The organism is Moorella naiadis (nom. illeg.) (assembly GCF_051020825.1).
Taxonomy (GTDB): Bacteria; Bacillota; DSM-521; order Neomoorellales; family Neomoorellaceae; genus Neomoorella; species Neomoorella naiadis.
In genome coordinates this window covers 1-18,427 of record NZ_JAXGFQ010000009.1, presented here as the reverse complement: position 1 = coordinate 18,427, position 18,427 = coordinate 1, and the positions used below count along the sequence as shown (strand labels likewise).

Here is an 18,427-nt window from a genome sequence, read left to right as displayed (position 1 = left end):
ATTCCCTCATTTCTTTCTCTGCGAAACTTCCCTGTGGGCAGCGGCCACTGTTGCCTCGATTAGGGCCGGCCAGGTACCCTCCGCCAGGGCCGGGCCCCCTAAGCCCAGCCAGAGGAGGAATTCCCGGTTGCCTTCCGGACCCAGGATGGGTGAGTAGGTAAGACCCCGGACTTTAAGACCCAGGCCGGCAGCACCGGCCAAAACCTCCTGCAGGATCTCCCGGTGGACGGCTGCCTCGCGCACTACGCCCTTTTTGCCGACCCGGCCGGGACCGGCTTCAAACTGGGGTTTCACCAGAGGTATTATTTCTCCTTCCGGTTTCACGCACCTGGCGACGGCCGGCAAGATCTTTAACAGGGATATAAAAGAGACATCAATGGTGGCTACATCCACAGGTTCGCCCAGGAGCCCCGGTTCCAGGTAGCGGGCATTGACCCGCTCCAGGACGACAACCCTGGGGTCCTGGCGCAGGGACCAAGCCAGCTGGCCATAACCCACATCGACGGCATAGACCCGGGCCGCTCCGTGCTGGAGGGCACAGTCGGTAAACCCGCCGGTGGCAGCCCCCACGTCAAGGATTATTTTACCCGTTAAATCAATCTTGAAGACCTCCAGGGCGTGGGCCAGTTTCAGGCCGCCCCGGCTGACGTAGGGCAGGGAGTATCCCGTCAGGCGGATGGCCGCCGCCAACGGTACAGCAGCACCGGGCTTGTCTACCGGGACTTCGTCGACCAGCACCTCCCCAGCCATAATGGCCGCCCGGGCCTGTTCGCGGCTGGGATAAAGGCCCCGTTGTAGCAGCAGGAGGTCCAGGCGCACCTTAGCCACCCCAAATCCCCCTGCTCTGGCTACGTTTCCGGGTCAGGGCCGGCTTTTCCTGGAGTATGGCCTGGACGGCGGCCTTGATCCCGGCCGGCGTCAGGCCCAGGTGCTCCCGGAGCACCTGGGGATTACCCTGGTGGACAAACTCGTCCTTGACCCCCAGACACTGCACCCGCACGTCCTGGCGGCCGTTCCTGGCCAGCAGTTCCAGGACCGCGCTGCCAAAGCCGCCGGCCAGGATATGTTCTTCCACCGTCACCAGGCGGCCGGTAAGGTCCGCCCAGGACAGGATCAATTCTTCATCCAGGGGTTTAACAAAGCGGGGGTTGATAACGGTAGCCTCAATCCCCTCCCCGGCCAGGTCCCGGGCCGCCTCCAGGGCGGCATAGACCAGGGGTCCCAGGGCCAGGATAGTGACGTCCCGGCCGCGGCGCAGGATCTCGCCCCGGCCCAGGGGTAAAGGCTGGGCCGCCCCCGTCAGGGGTACGCCTACGCCGGCGCCCCGGGGATACCGCAGGGCTGCCGGTCCCCGGTAACGGAGGGCTGTAACCAGCATGTGCCGGAGCTCCTGTTCATCTTTGGGAGCCATCAAGACCAGACCAGGAATACTCCGGAGCAAAGAGACATCAAAGAGGCCCTGGTGGGTTTCGCCATCCTCTCCCACCAGGCCGGCCCGGTCGATGGCCAGAACTACCGGCAGTTCCATCAGGGCGATATCGTGGATTACTTGATCAACGGCCCGCTGGAGAAAAGTCGAATAGATGGCTACTACCGGGTGCAGGCCGGCGGCGGCCAAACCAGCGGCCATGGTCAGGGCATGCTGCTCAGCAATGCCGACATCGAAAAAGCGCCGGGGAAAGCGCCGCGCAAAGGGGGTAAGGCCGGTGCCATCGGGCATGGCGGCTGTAATGGCCACCAGGTGGTCATCCCTTTCCCCCTGGCGCACCATCTCCGCACCGAAAACAGCCGTATAAGTTGGTGGACCGCCTTTATTCAGCGCTTCTCCCGTCGCCGGGTCGAAGGGGCCGATGCCATGGAAGCGGTCCGGCTGCTTTTCGGCCGGTTGGTAGCCCTTGCCTTTGGTAGTTATCACGTGGACCAGCACCGGCCCCCGGGTATTGCGGGCGTGCTGGAGAACTTCCCGCAGCTGGGGGATATTATGCCCCTCGATGGGTCCCAGATAGGTAAAGCCAATCTCCTCAAAGAACATGCCGGGAACAACCAGGTACTTAAAGCTGTCTTTGAGGCGGTCAATGACCTTAAGAACCCGGGGCCCCACGTGGGGCAGGCGATTGAGCAGGTTCTCCAGCTCTTCCTTACCCCGGGAGTACATAGGGTCCGTCCGCAAGCGAGAAAGATAGGCCGCCAGGCCGCCCACCGGCGGGGCGATGGACATCTCGTTATCATTTAAAACAACAATCAAGTCGGTCTGCAGGTGGCCGGCGTGGTTCATAGCCTCGAAGGCCATCCCACCCGTCAGAGCACCATCGCCGATGACGGCGACTACCTGGTAGTCTTCCTTTTTTAAGTCCCGGGCCAGGGCCATCCCCAGGGCCGCGGAAATGGAGGTACTGCTGTGGCCGGTGTCAAAGACATCATAAGGGCTCTCGGCCCGTTTGGGAAAACCGCTGATCCCGCCGAACTGGCGCAAGCCCACCATGGCTTCCCGCCGGCCGGTGAGGATCTTATGCACATAGCACTGGTGACCCACGTCCCAAATGATCTTATCCCGGGGCAAATTAAAGACGCTGTGCAGGGCCAGGGTCAGCTCGACTACCCCCAAGTTGGGGGCCAGGTGGCCGCCGGTACGGGCGACTGCCTGCACCAGCTCCTGACGGACCTCCCGGGCAAGTAGCTCCAACTCCCCGGGAGTCAACTTTTTAACATCAGCCGGTTCCTTTATTTCTGTCAACAGGCTCATTGACGTCTTCCTTTCCTGGACCCATTCTGAATAGGTTGCCAACCGGTTACCTTTTCTATAGCGTGCAGCAACCTGCCGACAAAAAAGACGATTTCGTTAGCCTGGCGCAGGGCAAAGCTTTTGCCCAGGGCTTTACCGCCCACCGTCACCGCTGCCACAACGGCCGTCATCAGGGTGCTAATCAGGATGTCCTCAGTCCCATGTTGGCCGACCAGGCGCAGGATAATTACCGCCCCGATGGCCCCGCTCAGGGTGCCACTGGCATCGCCGATGACATCGTTACAAAAGGTAGCCACCCGGTCGGCATTACGTAAAAGGCTCAGACCCTGGCGGGCGCCGGGTATCTTTTTAGCAGCCCGCGCATGCAAAGGGGCTTCAACAGCTGCTGCCGTCGCCACGCCGATGATGTCAAAAAGAATGCCCGCCAGGATAATTAGCAGCAACAGAACAAAGGAGAGGATAATCGAAGTTATTTTACCCAAAAAAAATTGGGAACCATAGCCTGCTGCCAGGGCTATAAAAAAAGTTCCCCCGCCCATGGTCAGGGCATTCAACCAGGAGGAACGACCTTGTGTTTTGGCCACTTTATATTTTATGCCTCCACCACCGGCAAGGTTATGTAGAACAGGTAAAAAATAAATTGGCAGTGGGTGGCAGCGGACCGGATAAATGTTATGGCTTAGGTCCAGTAGGTTTTCCCGACAACCTACCATGCGTCGCCGTCATGGCGGTTTCCCTTTAAAGGTTGCCCTGCCCCGTCACCGACGGCAGGACTGGATTACCACTTAGCACATACTTTAATCCCCGGTCAGCCTTACAGGTGGTAAACAGTCTAGGGGTTTTCCCCGGCAATCCCGACCATCTTTTAGCCTCTTTTGCAACAGGAGTTTCCGCTAAGAGCACCGGCTTTCGGCGAAAACCGGGCCAGGCCAACCAGCCTGCATCCACCCCTGCCGCTCAAGGCAGGCTACGCTGCAGCCAGCACCCTCCGTACCAACTGCAGGTTTCCACCCCAGGCCATAGTATTTGTTCCTGCCGGGAACTTTCCCACGCACCTGGGTCTCCGCGGAGGGAGGGTCCACGCCTACATGCCATTGTAGATCGCCCCCCCTCCTTAACTCCCAGTACCAACCCCCGACTGGGCGTCGGCAGCCAGCACCAGGAACTTCATCGTTGTGCCCTTGACGAATTTTTAGGCCCGTCTTCAAAGATGGTGGTCTTGACTAGAATACTGCGCCACCCACCAAACAAGGTATTTAATTTTACCATTGTCAGCTGTCTTAGGCAAGTTTTTGCGCTGACATGATGTATTATAAGCTATCCGGTCGTAATCAGCAAGCACTACGGCAGGAGGCCCTGGTTGGCCACCGGCGGCCACAGTTGCTGGCCAGCGGCCATAACTTTAACCCTCATTAATGCACCTCGATGCTCATTCCTGCCGCTTGAGAACAAACCCGGCCAGGAGAGCCAGGGGTGTGGCCGCCGGTCCCAGTGCCCGGGCGCAGTCCTCAGCTTCCTGGCAGAGCTCTGCGGCCTTCTGCCGGGAGGTCGCCAGGCCCAGGCAGGCGGGATAAGTGGCCTTCCCCCGGGCGACATCGCCGCCGCCCTGCTTACCCATCCGGCTGAAATCGCCGGTAATGTCCAAAATATCGTCGGTGATCTGGAAGGCCAGGCCCAGGGCTTCGCCATAACGGGTTAAAAGAGCCAGCTGTTCCTCTCCCGCGCCGCCCAGGAGGCCCCCCAAGCGCAGGCAGGCCCGGATGAGGCTGCCGGTCTTGTGGCTGTGAATATAATCTACCGTGGTGACGGTCACCGGCTGGCCTTCAGCCTCCATATCGACTACCTGGCCGCCGATCAATCCCTGGCTGCCGGCGGCGACGGCCAGCTCTCCCATTGCCTGCAAGACCCTTTCCGGCGGTATGTCCGCCGGGACGCGGCTTAATACCGCAAAGGCCTGGGTCAGGAGGGCGTCGCCCGCCAGCAGGGCTATGGCTTCACCATAAACCCGGTGGCAGGTCGGCCGGCCGCGGCGGTAATCGTCGTTATCCATGGTCGGCAGGTCGTCATGGATGAGGGAATAGGTATGGATAAGTTCCACGGCGCAGGCGGCGGGCAGCAGGGGCTCCCGCGGGCTGCCTACGGCTTCACCTGCTGCCAGGACCAGGATGGGCCGCAGCCGTTTACCCCCGGCAAAGAGGCTATAGTACATGGCCTGGTGGATGACCGGCGGGTAACTATCCGCCGGCGGCAGACATTCCCGGAGGGCCTCCTGAACCTGCTGCCGGCGTTCCTCCAGGTAGCTGTCAAGATTCGTTGTTTTCACCCCCATCCGGGGCTATCTCCCTGGTCACTACCTCGCCGTCCTGGAGGAGGAGCACCTGGAGTTTCCCTTCAACCTCCTTGAGGCGTTGCCGGCACAGGCGTACCAGGCGGACCCCTTCCTGGTAGCGAACCAGGGATTCCTCCAGGGTCAACCCTTCCCCTTCCAGGGCCCGGACTATTTCTTCGAGCTTTTGTAAAGCCGCTTCAAAGGTCAGCTGTTCCTCTTCGGGCATATCGAACCTCCGCTTCGTCAACTTCTTCCACCTGGCACTGAAGGGAGCCTTCCCGCAAGATGATCTCGACCCTGGCGCCCGGGGTTACTTCCCGGCTGGACTTCAGGGGCGGACCGCCGCCAGGGCGGCGGCAGACGGCGTAGCCCCGGGCGAGGAGGGCCAGGGGGCTGGCGGCTTCCAGGCGGGCCGCTAGGAGTTGCAGGGCCTGTTCCCCCTCACCGCGACGGCGTTCCCAGGTGGTCAAGAGGCGCTGTTCCAGGCCGTCCAGGTACTGCTGGCGGTAATAGAGCTCCTGGCGGGGCCGGTCCAGGCCACGGCTTCTAGCCAGGCGTTCCAGGCGGGCCCGGGCTATTTCCAGGCGGTGTTCCAGGCCGCGCCAAGCGCGGCCGGCCAGGATCTCCAAACGCCTCTCCAGTTCCGCCTTTACCGGTACGGCCATTTCTGCTGCTGCCGAAGGGGTCGGCGCCCGTCGGTCGGCCACCCGGTCGGCCAGGGTGAGATCCGTCTCATGACCCACAGCGGCGATAACAGGTACTGGGCAGGCATAGATCGCCCGGGCGACAATCTCGGTGTTAAAGGCACTCAGGTCCTCGGCCGAGCCGCCGCCGCGGCCGATAATAATAACATCCACGCCGCCCCTCTTCCCCAGGAGTTCCAGGGCCAGGGCCAGCTGCCGGGGGGCCGTCTCCCCCTGCACCCTGGCTGGAGCCAGGAGCAGACCAATGCCGGGAAAACGCCGCCGGCTGACAGTAATCATATCCCGCAGGGCAGCCCCGGTGGGGGAGGTGACCAGCCCCACCCGGCGGGGCAGAAGGGGCAGGGGCCGCTTGCGCTCCGGGGCAAAGAGGCCTTCCCTTTCCAACCGGGCCGTTAATTCCTGGAGGGCCAGGTTGGCCAGGCCTATTCCTGCCGGAAATATCTCCGCTACATAAAGCTGATAAACGCCGTCCCGTGGGTAAATTGAGACCTGCCCCCGGGCGATTACCTCCAGACCGTCCCGCAGGCCCAGGGCGAAGCTACGGCTGCGTCCCTGGAACATGACACAGCGTAAGGTTGCCACCCGGTCTTTCAGGCTGAAATAGAAGTGCCCCGAGGCCGGGCAGCGCAGGTTGGAAATCTCGCCCTTTATCCAGACATTGGCCAGGTGGCCGTCATTGGCCAGGAGACGTTGTAAATAGGCGGTGAGTTCCCCCACCGCCAGGACTCTAGCCTCCGGCACTAGCGCCGGGCCGCCTCGACTGTATTTTTCAGAAGCATGGCAATGGTCATGGGGCCTACCCCGCCGGGAACCGGGGTAATCCAGCCGGCCTTCCGGGAGGCGCTTTCAAAGTGGACGTCACCCACCAGCTTTTTCTCAGCGATGCGGTTAATGCCCACGTCGATGACTACGGCGCCTTCTTTAATCATATCCCCGGTAATCATTTCCGGTTTGCCCACCGCGGCAATAAGGATGTCCGCCTGGCGACACTCGGCGGCCAGGTCCCTGGTGCGCGAGTGGCAGATGGTCACTGTGGCGTGGCGGGCCAGGAGCATCATGGCCACCGGTTTACCGACAATGTTGCTGCGTCCGACCACTACTGCCTTCTTGCCTTTGGGGTCGATACCCGCTTTATCCAGCAGAACCATGCAGCCGTGGGGGGTGCAGGGATAGAAGCATTTGTCGCCGATTACCAGGTTGCCGACGTTGGCCGGGCTGAAGCCGTCGACATCCTTTTGCAGGGCGATGGCGTCGATGACGGTTTTCTCATCAATATGCCGCGGCAAGGGCAGTTGTACCAGAATGCCGTGAATCTGGGGGTCTTTATTCAGCTGGTCGATTAGTTTTAAAAGTTCATCCTGGCTGGTCTCGGCCGGCAGGCGGTAGACCGCCGAATAGATACCGACTTCTTCGCAGGCACGATGTTTATTGCGGACGTACACCTGGGAAGCCGGGTCTTCCCCTACCAGGACTACGGCCAGACCCGGATTAATCCCTTCGGCTTTAAGCCGGGCAACCTCTTCTTTCACTTCGGCCCTGACTTCTTCGGCAATCTTTTTGCCGTCGAGAATTTGTGCTGACATGAAAATACAACCTCCTCGATAAATCAATTACTTCTCCCGTAAATAGGCATCGATGGCCCGGGCGGCGGCTTTGCCGGCTCCCATGGCCAGGATGACAGTGGCGGCGCCGGTGACGATGTCACCGCCAGCAAAAACGCCCTGTCGTGAGGTGGCGCCGGTAGCCTCATCTGCAGCAATGGTCCCTTTGCGGGTTAGCTCCAACCCCGGCGTGGTCCGCAGGACCAGGGGATTGGGGCCCTGGCCGATGGCGATAACGACGGTATCTACCGCCATGTCGAACTCAGAACCGGGGATGGCGACCGGCCGCCGCCGGCCCGAGGCATCAGGCTCGCCCAACTCGAAGCGTTGGCAAGTCATGCCCGTTACCACACCCTGGTCGTTACCGTGAATGCGCACCGGGCTGGTCAGGAGGCGGAACTGGACGCCCTCTTCCTCGGCGTGTTCAATCTCTTCCTTGCGAGCCGGCATCTCCGCCGCCGAGCGGCGGTATACGATATAGGATTCTTCTGCGCCCAGGCGCAGGGCCGTACGGGCGGCGTCCATAGCCACATTGCCGGCACCGATGACAGCTACCCTTTTACCGACTTTAATGGGAGTAGCATATTGGGGGAAGAGGTAAGCCTTCATCAGGTTGGTCCGGGTCAGGAACTCGTTGGCCGAGTATACGCCCAGGAGGTTTTCCCCGGGGATCCCCATGAAATGGGGCAGCCCGGCTCCCGTACCGATGAAAACGGCGTCGTAACCCTGCTCCAGCAGCTCGTCCACCGTGGTCAGCTTGCCCACCACAGCGTTGGTCCGGATCTCCACTCCCAACCGGCGGATGGTAGCGATCTCCTGCTGGACAATCTTTTTGGGTAAACGAAACTCGGGGATACCGTACATCAAAACCCCCCCGGGTACATGGAGGGCTTCAAAGATTGTTACTTGATGCCCCATCCGGGCCAGGTCCGCAGCTGCCGTCAAACCGGCCGGTCCGGAACCGATCACCGCCACCTTGAAGCCCGTCGGCGGTGCCTTTTCCACACTGCCCGGCTCCCCCTTGCTCAACTGGTAATCAGCCAGGTAACGTTCCAGGCGGCCGATACCCACCGGCTCGTGTTTTTTGGCCAGGGTACAGTATTTCTCGCACTGGCTTTCCTGGGGGCAGACCCGGCCGCAGATGGCCGGCAGGTTGTTCTTTTCCTTGATTTTATTAATGGCACCGTCGAAATCCTGCTCCTTCAGCCGGGCGATAAAGGCCGGTATATCCACTTCTACTGGGCAGCCCTGGCGGCAGGGGGCCTTTTTACACTGGAGACAGCGCTCGGCCTCAGCCAAGGCCATCTCCCGGGTGTAACCCTGGGCTACTTCGTTAAAATTGTGAATCCGTTTTTGCGGCTCCTGGGAGGGCATGGGCGTCTTTTTCGGGCTTAATGGCATCCGCAGCCACCTCCCTCATGGGCTTTGATAATTGCCTGTTCTTCTTCCCGGTACATGTTCATCCGCCGCAGGGCTAACTGCCAGTCAATCTCATGGCCGTCAAATTCCGGCCCGTCGACGCAGGCAAACCTAGTCTCCCCGCCGACACTGACCCGGCAGGCGCCGCACATGCCGGTGCCGTCGACCATAATGGGGTTCATGCTGACGATGGTCTTGACGCCAAAGGGCCGGGTGGTTTCCGCCACAGCCCGCATCATGACCACCGGGCCGATACCCCAGACCCGGGCGACGTTACCTTTTTCCTCTAGGACCTGCTTTAACAGGTCGGTAACAAAGCCGTGGTGCCCGTAGCTGCCGTCGTCGGTGGCGACCAGGAGTTCGCTGGATACGGCCCGCATCGCGTCTTCCAACAGGAGCAATTCTTTGGTCCGGGCGCCAATGATGGAGATGACTTCGTTGCCGGCTTCTTTTAAGGCCCTGGCTATGGGATAAACCGGTGCCACGCCGACGCCGCCGCCTACGCAGACTACGCGGCCGTAATTCTCAATTTCCGAAGGCTGACCCAAGGGGCCGACAAAATCCGCCAGGCTGTCCCCGGCCTCCAGGCAACCCAGGCGCCGGGTGCTATAACCGACTTCCTGGAAGATAGTCGTAATCGTTCCCCGGGAGCGGTCAAAGTCGGCGATGGTTAGGGGGATGCGCTCCCCTGTTTCATCCAGGCGGAGGATGATAAACTGGCCCGGTTGCGCCTTGGCGGCCACCTCCGGGGCCTCAATCTCCAGCAGCTTGATCACCGGCGACATGACTTCTTTCTTTACAATCCGGTACACTAACAGTATTACCCCCTTACGTGCGAGCTAATTGAGTCTATATTGTTATAAGTTCGATACCGAAACCTTTTTTCCTGCTTGCAGGATTAAAAACAAGTTACATCGTTCACAACTCCTCCCTGCACCTCTGCCACTGAAAAACAGCACCCTCGGGCCGACTCCTATCGTGGAACAACCCCGTAAGTTAGCCCCCTCTTGCACCTGGAGCCCTTACCCCGCCCCGGAAACGGTAGTAACACTGGGGTAACGCCGGCGGCCGAAAAAAATCTTGACCGCTACCACCGCGGGGATTAAGATATGATGAGATTGGGAGGGTCAGCTGTGCGCAAACGTATTCTCTACCTTTTAAGCCTGGGGCATATGGTCACCGACATCAACCAGGGCCTGTTGCCCATTTTCCTTTCTGTTTATAAAGATCAGTACGGCCTGAGTTACGCGGCCGCAGGTATGGTCGTCTTCCTTTCTAATATCAGCTCTTCGGTAATCCAGCCCCTCTTCGGCTACTGGTCGGACCGGCACCAGCTGCGCTGGCTCTTACCTGCCGGCTGCCTGGTAGCCGGCCTGGGGATGGCGGCAGCCGGCTATGCTGCCGATTATTTTCTACTGGTAGCTACCGTTTTTATCAGCGGCCTGGGGGTAGCCGCCTATCACCCGGAAGCCTCCAAATCAGCCCATTATATCAGCGGTCCCATGCAGGCTAGTTCCATGTCTATTTTCTCCGTTGGTGGCAACCTGGGTTTCGGCCTGGGGCCCATCATCGCGACCTTTATCCTCGGTCACGGGGGCTTACGGGCCTCGTGGATGGTCCTTATTCCTACGGCAATTACCGTGGGACTCCTGGGCTACACCCTGCCGCTCCTGGGAAAAACCATGGCCGGCGGCCGCCACACGGTGACAGCTCCGGGCGGCAGTAGCAGGTTAAAACCCGGCCAGGCCACCCTGGCAGCCATCACCCTGCTGGTGCTGGTAGTGATTATGCGCTCCTGGTTGCAGAGCGGCCTGACTTATTATATACCCTTTTACTATCTTAATTATCTCCAGGGTAACGAGGACTTCGCCAGCTCCATGCTCTCCATCTTCCTCATTGCCGGGGCGGTGGGCACCCTGGTGGGAGGCCGGCTGGCCGATTACTGGGGCGCCAAGAGAATGATTATCGGCTCCATGATCGTCCTTGTCCCACTGGTAATCGCCTTTCCTTACGTTCAGGGTTTCTGGGTGGCTATCCTCCTGGCCGCCAGCGGTTTTGCCCTGGTTTCCACCTTTGCCCCGGCCATTGTCCTGGCCCAGAACATCCTCTACCAGCATGTGGGTATGGCTTCCGGGCTGATGATGGGCTTTGCCATCGGCACCGGCGGCCTGGGCACCTTCATTCTGGGAGGTATTGCCGATGCCTGGGGCGTGCCCTTTACCATCCAGCTCATGGCCATCATCCCGGCCATCGGTGCTATCCTGGCCTGCTTCCTCCCTGACCTGCGCCCGCGACCGTCCAGCCAGGAGATAATTGTGGCGGCGCCAAAAGAGGCTCCGGCGGCCGCCGGGCAACCGGTGGAGCAAGAGTAAAAGGTTGATGCCTTTTTTATGCCTCGTGGCGGGGTTGGCCCAGCAGGGCGACGCCGATGGCGTTGTCAGAACTATGTTCCGGGGCGGCAAAGTGCAGGCGCGCCCCTACCGCCGGATGTTCCAAGCGGTGACGCAGGCGCTGCCGCAGGTAGCCATTAGCCGCCACCCCGCCGACGATCAAAATATCCAGCAAACCGGTAGCCGCTACTGCCGGCCGCAGGACTCGCTCCAGGGTATTGGCAATACATTGTTCCACCGCCCGGGCCACGGCCGCCGGCGCAGCTCCGGCTGCCAGCAGGCGCTCCGCCTGGCTGGCCGGGCCGGAAAAACTGAAATTATAGTCCCGTACGGCCGAGGTCAGGTGGACCCTGGCCGGACCTGCCTCCCGGGCCAGGCCCTCCAGAGCCGGCCCGGCCGGGAAGGGCAAACCCATGAGGACCCCGGCCCGGTCGACCAGCTGGCCGGCGTGGAGATCCAGGGTACCCCCCAGTTTGACAATGCTAAAACCACCCGCTTTTTCCGCAACCCGCAAGACCTCGGAAGTCCCCCCGGAGAGGTGGACCGCCAGGAAAGGCCCCCGGGGTTGCCAGCCCGCCGACCACAAGCCGGCCTGAATATGCCCTTCCTGGTGGGTGGTAGCCTGGAAGGGCACCCCCAGTGCGGCCGCCAGGCTGCGCCCCTGGCCGGCAGCCACGGTAAAGACCGGCATATAGGAACCTTCCACCGGTCGCGGCTTAACTGCAGCTACGACACGCCGGACTCTTGTTGCCGGGACAGCGGCGAAGATCGTTTCCAGGACCTCCGGCAGGATCTGGACGTGATGAAAAACCGCCGTTCCCTGTTGCAGCCCCTTCTCTCCCGGGGGCACCGGCAACAGGCGGCGGTGGGCGGTGAGTAATTCCCCTTCCTGGCTGACGACAGCCGCTGAACAGGTATAGGCACTGGTGTCAATCCCCAGAATAGCCACTCTCTGACTCCTCACCCAATCCCAGATCCTTACGGGCGTTATCTAGGAGACCGTTGACAAACTTGCCTGCCTCTTCGTTGTTAAAGCCCTTGGCCAGCTCGATGGCTTCGTTGATGACTACCCCGACGGGTGTCTCCCGGTGATACTGCAATTCATACAAAGCCAGCCGCAGGATATTACGATCGACCGCCGCCAGGCGTTCCAAACGCCAGCCGACAGCATACCTGCTGATTATGGCATCAAGCTCCTCCCGCCGGGCCAGGGTTCCTTCTACCAGTTGCCGGGTAAAGGCCGCTACCCGGGGCGGCAGCTCGCCCTCCCCCAGGACCTGTTCCAGGGCCATCGCCGGGCTGGTATGTCCCACATCAATGGCGAAGAGGGCCTGTAGGGCCCTGGCCCTGGCTGCCCGTCTAAGCAAATAGCATCCCCCTCACCAGCGGTCGCCAAAAAAGCGCTGCCAGAGTTCGCGCCAGCCCTGACCTTCATCAAGGCGGTGCCCGATGAAGTAGCCCAGGGTGATGCAAATACCAATAAAAAGGGCTTTGCCGAAGCCCCAGACGGCAGTTACCAGGCCAAAGAGCAGGCCCAGGATAACGCCGATAACCTTGCCTCGATGTTCCCGCCAGAGGTACTCCAACCAGGTAACGAATTCTTCCATCCTGAACCTCTCTCCCCTATTCTACCCGGTGCTGGCCTTCTTGAAAGATACCCTTAATCCGCACCTGCACCTCGGGTACATCCAGGCCAGCAGTGCTGGCTATGTACTCCTGGACCCTTTGCTGGAGTTCCGCCGCCATTTCCGGCAGGTTACGATCGGGGTTGACGGTGAGGTTCAACCGGATGGCCAGGCCGTCCGGGCCGTAATCCAGCCGCGGGCGAATCTCCCGCACCCCTTTGACCTGGCGGGCGGCCCTGACGACCAGGTTCTCCAGGGCCGGCATGGAGATGCTTACCAGTCCTAAATCGGCGGCCTTGATCACCGCCTGCTTTTCCCCTGCCGGGGCCAGGCGCAGGCTCCCCAGCAGAAAACGCAGGGCCAGCAGCAAAAAGACCAGAGCGATGACCCCGCCCAGCAGGCGATACTCATTGTTTAACAGGCTGAATTCGAAGAGATCCAGGGGCACGGTCCACCCGGCGATCACCGCCAGGAACAGGCCGGCCAGGACGGCAGCCAGTAAAGCAAAAAAGGCCAGCATGACTCGATCCAGTGCTGACAAAGTTACGGCCTCCTAACGTACCCGGCTGGTTTCTTCTTCCCGGGTTTCCTGGGGGAAGACTACTCCTTGGACGTGGACATTAACCTCCACCACCTGAAGGCCCGTCATACTCTCAATGGCCTTCTTGACGTTTTCCTGAATTTTAATGGCCACATCGGGAATCCGGACGCCGAAGTTAACGACGATAAACAAGTCAACAGCGGCTTCTTTTTCCCCTACTTCTACTTTAACGCCCTTGGCCAGGTTTTTACGGCCCAGGAGTTCGGTAATGCCGCCGGCAATGCCGCCGCTCATCCCGGCTACGCCTTCAATCTCCGTCGCCGCCAGGCCGGCAATAATGGCTACTACCTCATTGGCGATTTTAATAGTCCCCAGATCGGTTTTAGCCTCTTGTTCCAGAATCTGATCCACTCTGCCCACCTCCGTTTATTCGTTCATTTATTATACCAAAGGCTGACAGTGACCTCAACTGCCAGCCTGAAAAACTTTACCCGGCCATTAACCGGCGCTGGATGAAATTAGTGTAAATCTCCCCCCGCCGGAAAAAGGCATTACCCATAATCTGCAGGTGGAAGGGTATGGTCGTGGGTACCCCTTCGATAACCATTTCCTTTAAGGCGCCGCTCATGCGGTTGATGGCCATTTCCCGTTCTGGTGCCCAGGCAATGACCTTGGCGATCAAGGAGTCATAGTAGGGTGATATGGTGTAGCCGTTGTAAACGGCGCTTTCTACCCGGATGCCAAACCCCCCCGGCGCATGATAGCGCTCGATACGTCCCGGCGCCGGCCGGAAGTTATAAGCCGGGTCTTCGGCATTTATCCGGCACTCCAGGGCATGACCCCGGATCTGGATGTCTTCCTGGCGCAGGCCTAAGGGCGCGCCGGCAGCTACTTTGATCTGCTCCTGGACCAGGTCGATGCCGGTGATGGCCTCGGTCACCGGGTGCTCCACCTGGATGCGGGTATTCATCTCGATAAAGTAGTAACGACCATACTTATCCAGCAAGAATTCCACGGTACCGGTACTGTAATAGTCGGCTGCCCGGGCGGCCTTCAAGGCCAGTTCGCCCATCTCCTGGCGCAATTCCGGGGTCAGGGCCACCGAAGGGGCTTCTTCCAGGATCTTCTGGTTACGCCGCTGCAGGGAGCAGTCGCGCTCGCCCAAGTGAATGATCTGGCCCTCGCCGTCGCCGATAATTTGAAACTCGATATGGCGTGGTTCTTCAATATACTTCTCCAGGTAGACCTGGGAATCGCCGAAGGCAGCCTCGGCCTCCCGCTGGGCGGTTTGGACGGCCTGGCGCAGTTCCCGGGGGCCCTGGGCGACGCGCATGCCCCGGCCGCCGCCCCCGGCTGAAGCCTTAATTAAAACCGGATAGCCGATCTCCCTGGCCGTAGCCAGGGCCTGGTCAAGGTCCTTAATGACTCCCGCGGAACCAGGGACCACCGGCACCCCGGCCGCAATCATGGTGGACCGGGCTGTAGCCTTGTCCCCCATGAGCTGCATGGCCCGCGGTGAAGGGCCGATAAAGGTTATCCCCGAGGTTGCACACATTTCGGCGAAATAGGGGTTCTCCGCCAGGAAGCCGTAACCGGGGTGGATGGCGTCAGCGCCGCTCATTTGGGCGGCAGCGATAATACTGGGTATATGCAGGTAGCTGCGGTTGGCCGGGGCCGGACCGATACAGACGGCCTTGTCGGCCAGGCGGGTGTGCAAAGCCCCCCGGTCGGCCTCGGAGTAAACAGCCACCGTTTCAATATCCAGCTCGCGGCAGGCACGGATAATCCGTACGGCGATTTCGCCACGATTAGCAACTAAGACCCTTTTAAACATAGCAAGCCTCCATAGACGAAGACCTCAGTCCTTTTTTAACTTTTTTAAATGAAAGAGCACCTGGCCGTATTCCACTGGCTGGCCGTTTTCCGCCAGGATGGCCACCACCTGGCCGCCGTTCTCGGCCGTCAGCTCGTTCATTAACTTCATCGCCTCTATTATGCACAGGGTTTGTCCTGCTTTAACCCTGGTCCCCACTTCGACAAAGGGCGGTGCGTCGGGGGAAGGCGCCCGGTAAAAGGTGCCCACCATGGGCGCCCGGACTTCAATAATATCCGCGGCCGGGGCTGGTTTTTCCTGGCCGCCACCCTCCAGGGCCGGCACCTCGCCGGCCGTCTTGACTGCTGGTGCCGGTCCGGCAACGGCTTCCTGGCCGCCACCCCGGCGAATCATTACCTTAACTCCATCGCTTTCTAAATTGAGTTCGGTAATGCCGGTCTCTTCCAGGGCCTTGATGAGCTGGGTAATATCCTTGAGATCCATCCTGGTCGTACCTCCTGCCTCTGCCTGATGCCGGTCCGGGGATTTTACCGTCTGCCTCCCCGGCCGAAGCTGACCTAGCTGGCGTTTCTCTAAAAATTTTCGGGTCACCTGGGGGAACAGGGCATAGGCCACCACATCGTCTTCGTCCCGGGCCAGGTCGCCGATCTCCTGCCGCGCTGCCTCCAGGCCGGGTGCCAGGGTATCGCCTGGCCGGCCCTGGATGGGCTCTTCATCGCCAATAATCAGGCGCCGGATCGCGGCGGGAATGGGCGCCGGCGGTTTACCATAGAGGCCGCGAACGTAATTCTTCACCTCTCCGGGCACCATCTTGTAGCGCTCACCTATGAGGACGTTTAAAACCGCCTGGGTGCCGACAATCTGGCTGGTGGGCGTGACCAGGGGCGGATAACCCAGGTCAGCCCGCACCCGGGGAATCTCCGCCAGGACCTCGTTAATGCGGTCAGCGGCCTTTTGTTCCTTTAACTGGCTGACCAGGTTGGAGATCATGCCGCCAGGGACCTGGTGCTGGAAAACCCACATATCGGTGATGCGGGTGACGCCGCGCTCATAACCCAGCTCCCGGCGCAGGTCATCAAAGTAACGGGCAATCTCAAAAAGGAGATGGAGGTCCAGGCCGGTATCATAGGGCGTTCCCGCCAGGGCGCGGACCACCGTCTCTACCGGCGGCTGGGAGGCGCCGAAGGCCAGGGGCACCGAGGCTGTGTCGACGGTATCCACCCCGGCCCGGGCCGCTTCGAGATAGGCTCCCACCGCCAGGCCGCCGATGTAGTGGCTGTGGAGCTGAACCGGGACGTGGAGTTTTTCTTTAAAGAGTTTGACCAGCTGGTAGGCCTCAAAGGGGGCCAGTAAGCCGGCCATATCTTTAATGCAGATGGAGTCAACCCCCATCTCCTCCAGTTCCAGGGCCGCCTGTAGGTAGTGCTCAACGGTGTGGACGGGGCTGATAGTGTAGACCACCGTACCCTGGACGTGGACACCCTCCTTTTTAGCGGCCACCACCGGGACCTCCATATTGCGCAGGTCATTGAGGGCGTCGAAAATACGGATAATGTCGATGCCGTTGGCTGCAGCCCGGGCAATGAAGGCCCGGACCACATCGTCGGGATAGAGCTGGTATCCCACCAGGGACTGGGCCCGGAGGAGCATCTGCAGGGGTGTCCGCCGTGCGTATTTCTTCAGGGTCCGCAGGCGTTCCCAAGGGTCCTCATCCAGGAAGCGCAAGCAGACGTCAAAGGTCGCTCCCCCCCAGACCTCCAGGGAGTGGTAACCGACACTATCGATCTTCTCAATAATGGGCAGCATGTCGGCCGTAGTCATCCTGGTGGCCCAGAGGCTCTGGTGGCCGTCCCGCAAAGTGGTGTCGGTAATCTTAAGTTGGCTCAAAACTGCTCCTCCCCCGTAAAGAAAAACCCTGGCTAGCGCCAGGGCGAGATTCCCCATGGCTGGCTTTGCAACCGCCATGCCCTATTATATAAATAGCAATCCTGTTATTCAATACCTTAAGAAGAAGTATACAATATATTTACGCCTCACCTCCATATATCATGCTTTAATTATGTTGGGTATTAGGCATGGAAGCAATGAATATTATTGCACTAAAACCTGGTATATGCGCCACAAGGTTAAATACAACTTAACCGGCTGCCCCCCACCATCCCCCTACCCTCTCCGTACCCTCTCCGTTTTATGGTCGTATGGATCATAAAGTAAAATTTAACCTGATAGTAAAGAGTTTCTTGCAAAGGGGGTTTTAAAGGGTGACCCCGGACTTAAAAATGGCAATCTCCCTTGAGCCCATAGTTTCCGCTTTTATCCATTCTCCGGAAGCTACCCGCAAAACCTGCTCCAGTAATTCTCCGGCCAGCTCCGCCGTATTTTCGCCCTCCAGGACCCTACCGGCATTAAAGTCAAACCACTGCCGCTTCTTTTTATAAATAGTACTGTTGCTGGCTACCTTCAACGTTGGTACGCAGGTGCCAAAGGGCGTGCCCCGGCCGGTGGTGAACAGGATTATCTGGCAGCCGGCCGCCGCCAGGGCCGTGGATGATACCGGGTCATTGCCCGGGGCGCTTAAGATGTTGAGCCCCTGCTCCCGGCATCTTTCGCCGTAGGCCAGAACGTCCACCACCGGCGCCGTACCGCCTTTCTGGACGCAACCCAGGGACTTCTCCTCCAGGGTGGTGATGCCGCCTTCTTTATTGCCCGGCGAAGGATTCTCGTAGACCGGCTGGCCGTGGTCCAGGTAATACTGCTTCCAGGTGTTGATGAGGTTTACTATCTTTTGAAACACTCTTTCGTCTACGGCCCGGTCCATCAGGATGGTCTCGGCGCCGAACATCTCCGGCACCTCGGTAAGTACCGCCGTGCCGCCGCCGGCTACTACCCGGTCGGCCACCAGGCCGACCAAGGGGTTGGCGGTAATGCCGGAGAAGGCGTCGGAGCCACCACACTTGAGCCCGACTTTGAGTTCGGCCAGGGAGCAGGGTTCGCGCCGGCAGGTAACGGCATACGCCGCCAGTTCCCGCAGGAGCTCCAGGCCCGCCGCCATTTCGTCTTCTACTTCCTGGGCGACCAGGAATTTAATGCGCCGGGGATCTACCTCGCCCAATTCCTGGCGGAACGTAGAGATATTATTGTTTTCACACCCCAACCCCAGGACCAGGACCCCGGCGGCGTTGGGGTGATGGCCTAAGGCCGCCAGCAACCGCCGGGTATTGGCGTGGTCGTCCCCCAGCTG

General features: G+C 60.2%; 18 protein-coding genes. 1 reads left to right on the top strand and 17 read right to left on the bottom strand.

Going from position 1 to position 18,427, the window contains the following annotated elements:
- Positions 1-6: 6 nt before the first annotated feature.
- The 9 genes from SDD30_RS07535 to SDD30_RS07495 form a co-directional block, all read right to left on the bottom strand.
- Positions 7-828, bottom strand: coding sequence for a TlyA family RNA methyltransferase (locus SDD30_RS07535; RefSeq protein WP_434074314.1), 822 nt, complete (start codon positions 826-828; stop codon positions 7-9).
- Entirely contained in the window at positions 821-2,743 is a 1,923-nt protein-coding gene (dxs, locus tag SDD30_RS07530) for a 1-deoxy-D-xylulose-5-phosphate synthase (RefSeq protein WP_434074313.1), read from the bottom strand. Before dxs ends, SDD30_RS07535 begins: the two co-directional genes overlap by 8 nt.
- Positions 2,740-3,327: a hypothetical protein gene (locus SDD30_RS07525; RefSeq protein WP_434074312.1), complete on the bottom strand. Its 588-nt coding sequence runs from the start codon at positions 3,325-3,327 to the stop codon at positions 2,740-2,742. The genes dxs and SDD30_RS07525 overlap by 4 nt, the downstream gene beginning before the upstream one ends.
- Positions 3,328-4,172: 845 nt before the next feature.
- Positions 4,173-5,072, bottom strand: coding sequence for a polyprenyl synthetase family protein (locus SDD30_RS07520; RefSeq protein WP_434074311.1), 900 nt, complete (start codon positions 5,070-5,072; stop codon positions 4,173-4,175).
- On the bottom strand, positions 5,047-5,298 hold the full coding sequence (xseB, locus tag SDD30_RS07515) for an exodeoxyribonuclease VII small subunit (protein WP_434074310.1): 252 nt from the start codon (positions 5,296-5,298) through the stop codon (positions 5,047-5,049). Before xseB ends, SDD30_RS07520 begins: the two co-directional genes overlap by 26 nt.
- Positions 5,270-6,517 (bottom strand): exodeoxyribonuclease VII large subunit, encoded by a 1,248-nt coding sequence (xseA, locus tag SDD30_RS07510; protein ID WP_434074309.1) that lies wholly within the window; start codon positions 6,515-6,517, stop codon positions 5,270-5,272. Before xseA ends, xseB begins: the two co-directional genes overlap by 29 nt.
- The gene (gene folD / locus SDD30_RS07505) at positions 6,517-7,359 is read right to left on the bottom strand and encodes a bifunctional methylenetetrahydrofolate dehydrogenase/methenyltetrahydrofolate cyclohydrolase FolD (protein WP_434074308.1); all 843 of its coding nucleotides are present in this window, start codon (positions 7,357-7,359) and stop codon (positions 6,517-6,519) included. Before folD ends, xseA begins: the two co-directional genes overlap by 1 nt.
- A gap of 27 nt (positions 7,360-7,386) precedes the next feature.
- The gene (gene gltA / locus SDD30_RS07500) at positions 7,387-8,778 is read right to left on the bottom strand and encodes an NADPH-dependent glutamate synthase (protein ID WP_434074307.1); all 1,392 of its coding nucleotides are present in this window, start codon (positions 8,776-8,778) and stop codon (positions 7,387-7,389) included.
- The gene (locus SDD30_RS07495; RefSeq protein ID WP_434074306.1) at positions 8,769-9,608 is read right to left on the bottom strand and encodes a sulfide/dihydroorotate dehydrogenase-like FAD/NAD-binding protein; all 840 of its coding nucleotides are present in this window, start codon (positions 9,606-9,608) and stop codon (positions 8,769-8,771) included. Before SDD30_RS07495 ends, gltA begins: the two co-directional genes overlap by 10 nt.
- A 321-nt stretch (positions 9,609-9,929) precedes the next feature.
- Here SDD30_RS07495 and SDD30_RS07490 point away from each other — a divergent pair, with 321 nt between their 5' ends.
- Entirely contained in the window at positions 9,930-11,168 is a 1,239-nt protein-coding gene (locus SDD30_RS07490) for an MFS transporter (protein ID WP_434074305.1), read from the top strand.
- Positions 11,169-11,184: 16 nt separating this feature from the next.
- Here the strand turns inward: SDD30_RS07490 and SDD30_RS07485 are convergent, their stop codons facing one another.
- From SDD30_RS07485 to SDD30_RS07450, 8 genes are all read right to left on the bottom strand, one after another.
- Positions 11,185-12,135, bottom strand: coding sequence for a tRNA (adenosine(37)-N6)-threonylcarbamoyltransferase complex transferase subunit TsaD (locus SDD30_RS07485; protein ID WP_434074304.1), 951 nt, complete (start codon positions 12,133-12,135; stop codon positions 11,185-11,187).
- Positions 12,116-12,553, bottom strand: a complete 438-nt coding sequence (nusB, locus tag SDD30_RS07480; RefSeq protein ID WP_434074303.1) for a transcription antitermination factor NusB — start codon at positions 12,551-12,553, stop codon at positions 12,116-12,118. The genes SDD30_RS07485 and nusB overlap by 20 nt, the downstream gene beginning before the upstream one ends.
- A 12-nt stretch (positions 12,554-12,565) precedes the next feature.
- On the bottom strand, positions 12,566-12,793 hold the full coding sequence (locus SDD30_RS07475) for a DUF2273 domain-containing protein (RefSeq protein ID WP_434074302.1): 228 nt from the start codon (positions 12,791-12,793) through the stop codon (positions 12,566-12,568).
- Positions 12,794-12,809: 16 nt separating this feature from the next.
- Complete coding sequence (amaP, locus tag SDD30_RS07470; protein ID WP_434074301.1) at positions 12,810-13,352, bottom strand: alkaline shock response membrane anchor protein AmaP; 543 nt, start codon at positions 13,350-13,352, stop codon at positions 12,810-12,812.
- A gap of 12 nt (positions 13,353-13,364) precedes the next feature.
- Positions 13,365-13,763 carry an Asp23/Gls24 family envelope stress response protein gene (locus SDD30_RS07465; protein ID WP_434074300.1) on the bottom strand — a complete coding sequence of 133 codons (399 nt, stop codon included), beginning with the start codon at positions 13,761-13,763 and terminating at the stop codon, positions 13,365-13,367.
- A gap of 76 nt (positions 13,764-13,839) precedes the next feature.
- Entirely contained in the window at positions 13,840-15,186 is a 1,347-nt protein-coding gene (gene accC, locus SDD30_RS07460) for an acetyl-CoA carboxylase biotin carboxylase subunit (protein WP_434074299.1), read from the bottom strand.
- Positions 15,187-15,210: 24 nt separating this feature from the next.
- Entirely contained in the window at positions 15,211-17,130 is a 1,920-nt protein-coding gene (gene accB, locus SDD30_RS07455) for an acetyl-CoA carboxylase biotin carboxyl carrier protein (RefSeq protein ID WP_434074408.1), read from the bottom strand.
- Positions 17,131-17,440: 310 nt separating this feature from the next.
- A partial coding sequence (locus SDD30_RS07450; protein WP_434074298.1) for a UxaA family hydrolase occupies positions 17,441-18,427 on the bottom strand: 987 nt, incomplete at its 5' end.

Coding starts and splice junctions, on each gene's coding strand:
- dxs (WP_434074313.1), bottom strand. CDS start 2,743: ATGAGCCTGTTGACAGAAATAAAGGAACCGGCTGATGTTAAAAAGTTG.
- SDD30_RS07520 (WP_434074311.1), bottom strand. CDS start 5,072: ATGGGGGTGAAAACAACGAATCTTGACAGCTACCTGGAGGAACGCCGG.
- xseB (WP_434074310.1), bottom strand. CDS start 5,298: ATGCCCGAAGAGGAACAGCTGACCTTTGAAGCGGCTTTACAAAAGCTC.
- folD (WP_434074308.1), bottom strand. CDS start 7,359: ATGTCAGCACAAATTCTCGACGGCAAAAAGATTGCCGAAGAAGTCAGG.
- gltA (WP_434074307.1), bottom strand. CDS start 8,778: ATGCCATTAAGCCCGAAAAAGACGCCCATGCCCTCCCAGGAGCCGCAA.
- SDD30_RS07475 (WP_434074302.1), bottom strand. CDS start 12,793: ATGGAAGAATTCGTTACCTGGTTGGAGTACCTCTGGCGGGAACATCGA.
- accC (WP_434074299.1), bottom strand. CDS start 15,186: ATGTTTAAAAGGGTCTTAGTTGCTAATCGTGGCGAAATCGCCGTACGG.
- accB (WP_434074408.1), bottom strand. CDS start 17,130: ATGGGGAATCTCGCCCTGGCGCTAGCCAGGGTTTTTCTTTACGGGGGA.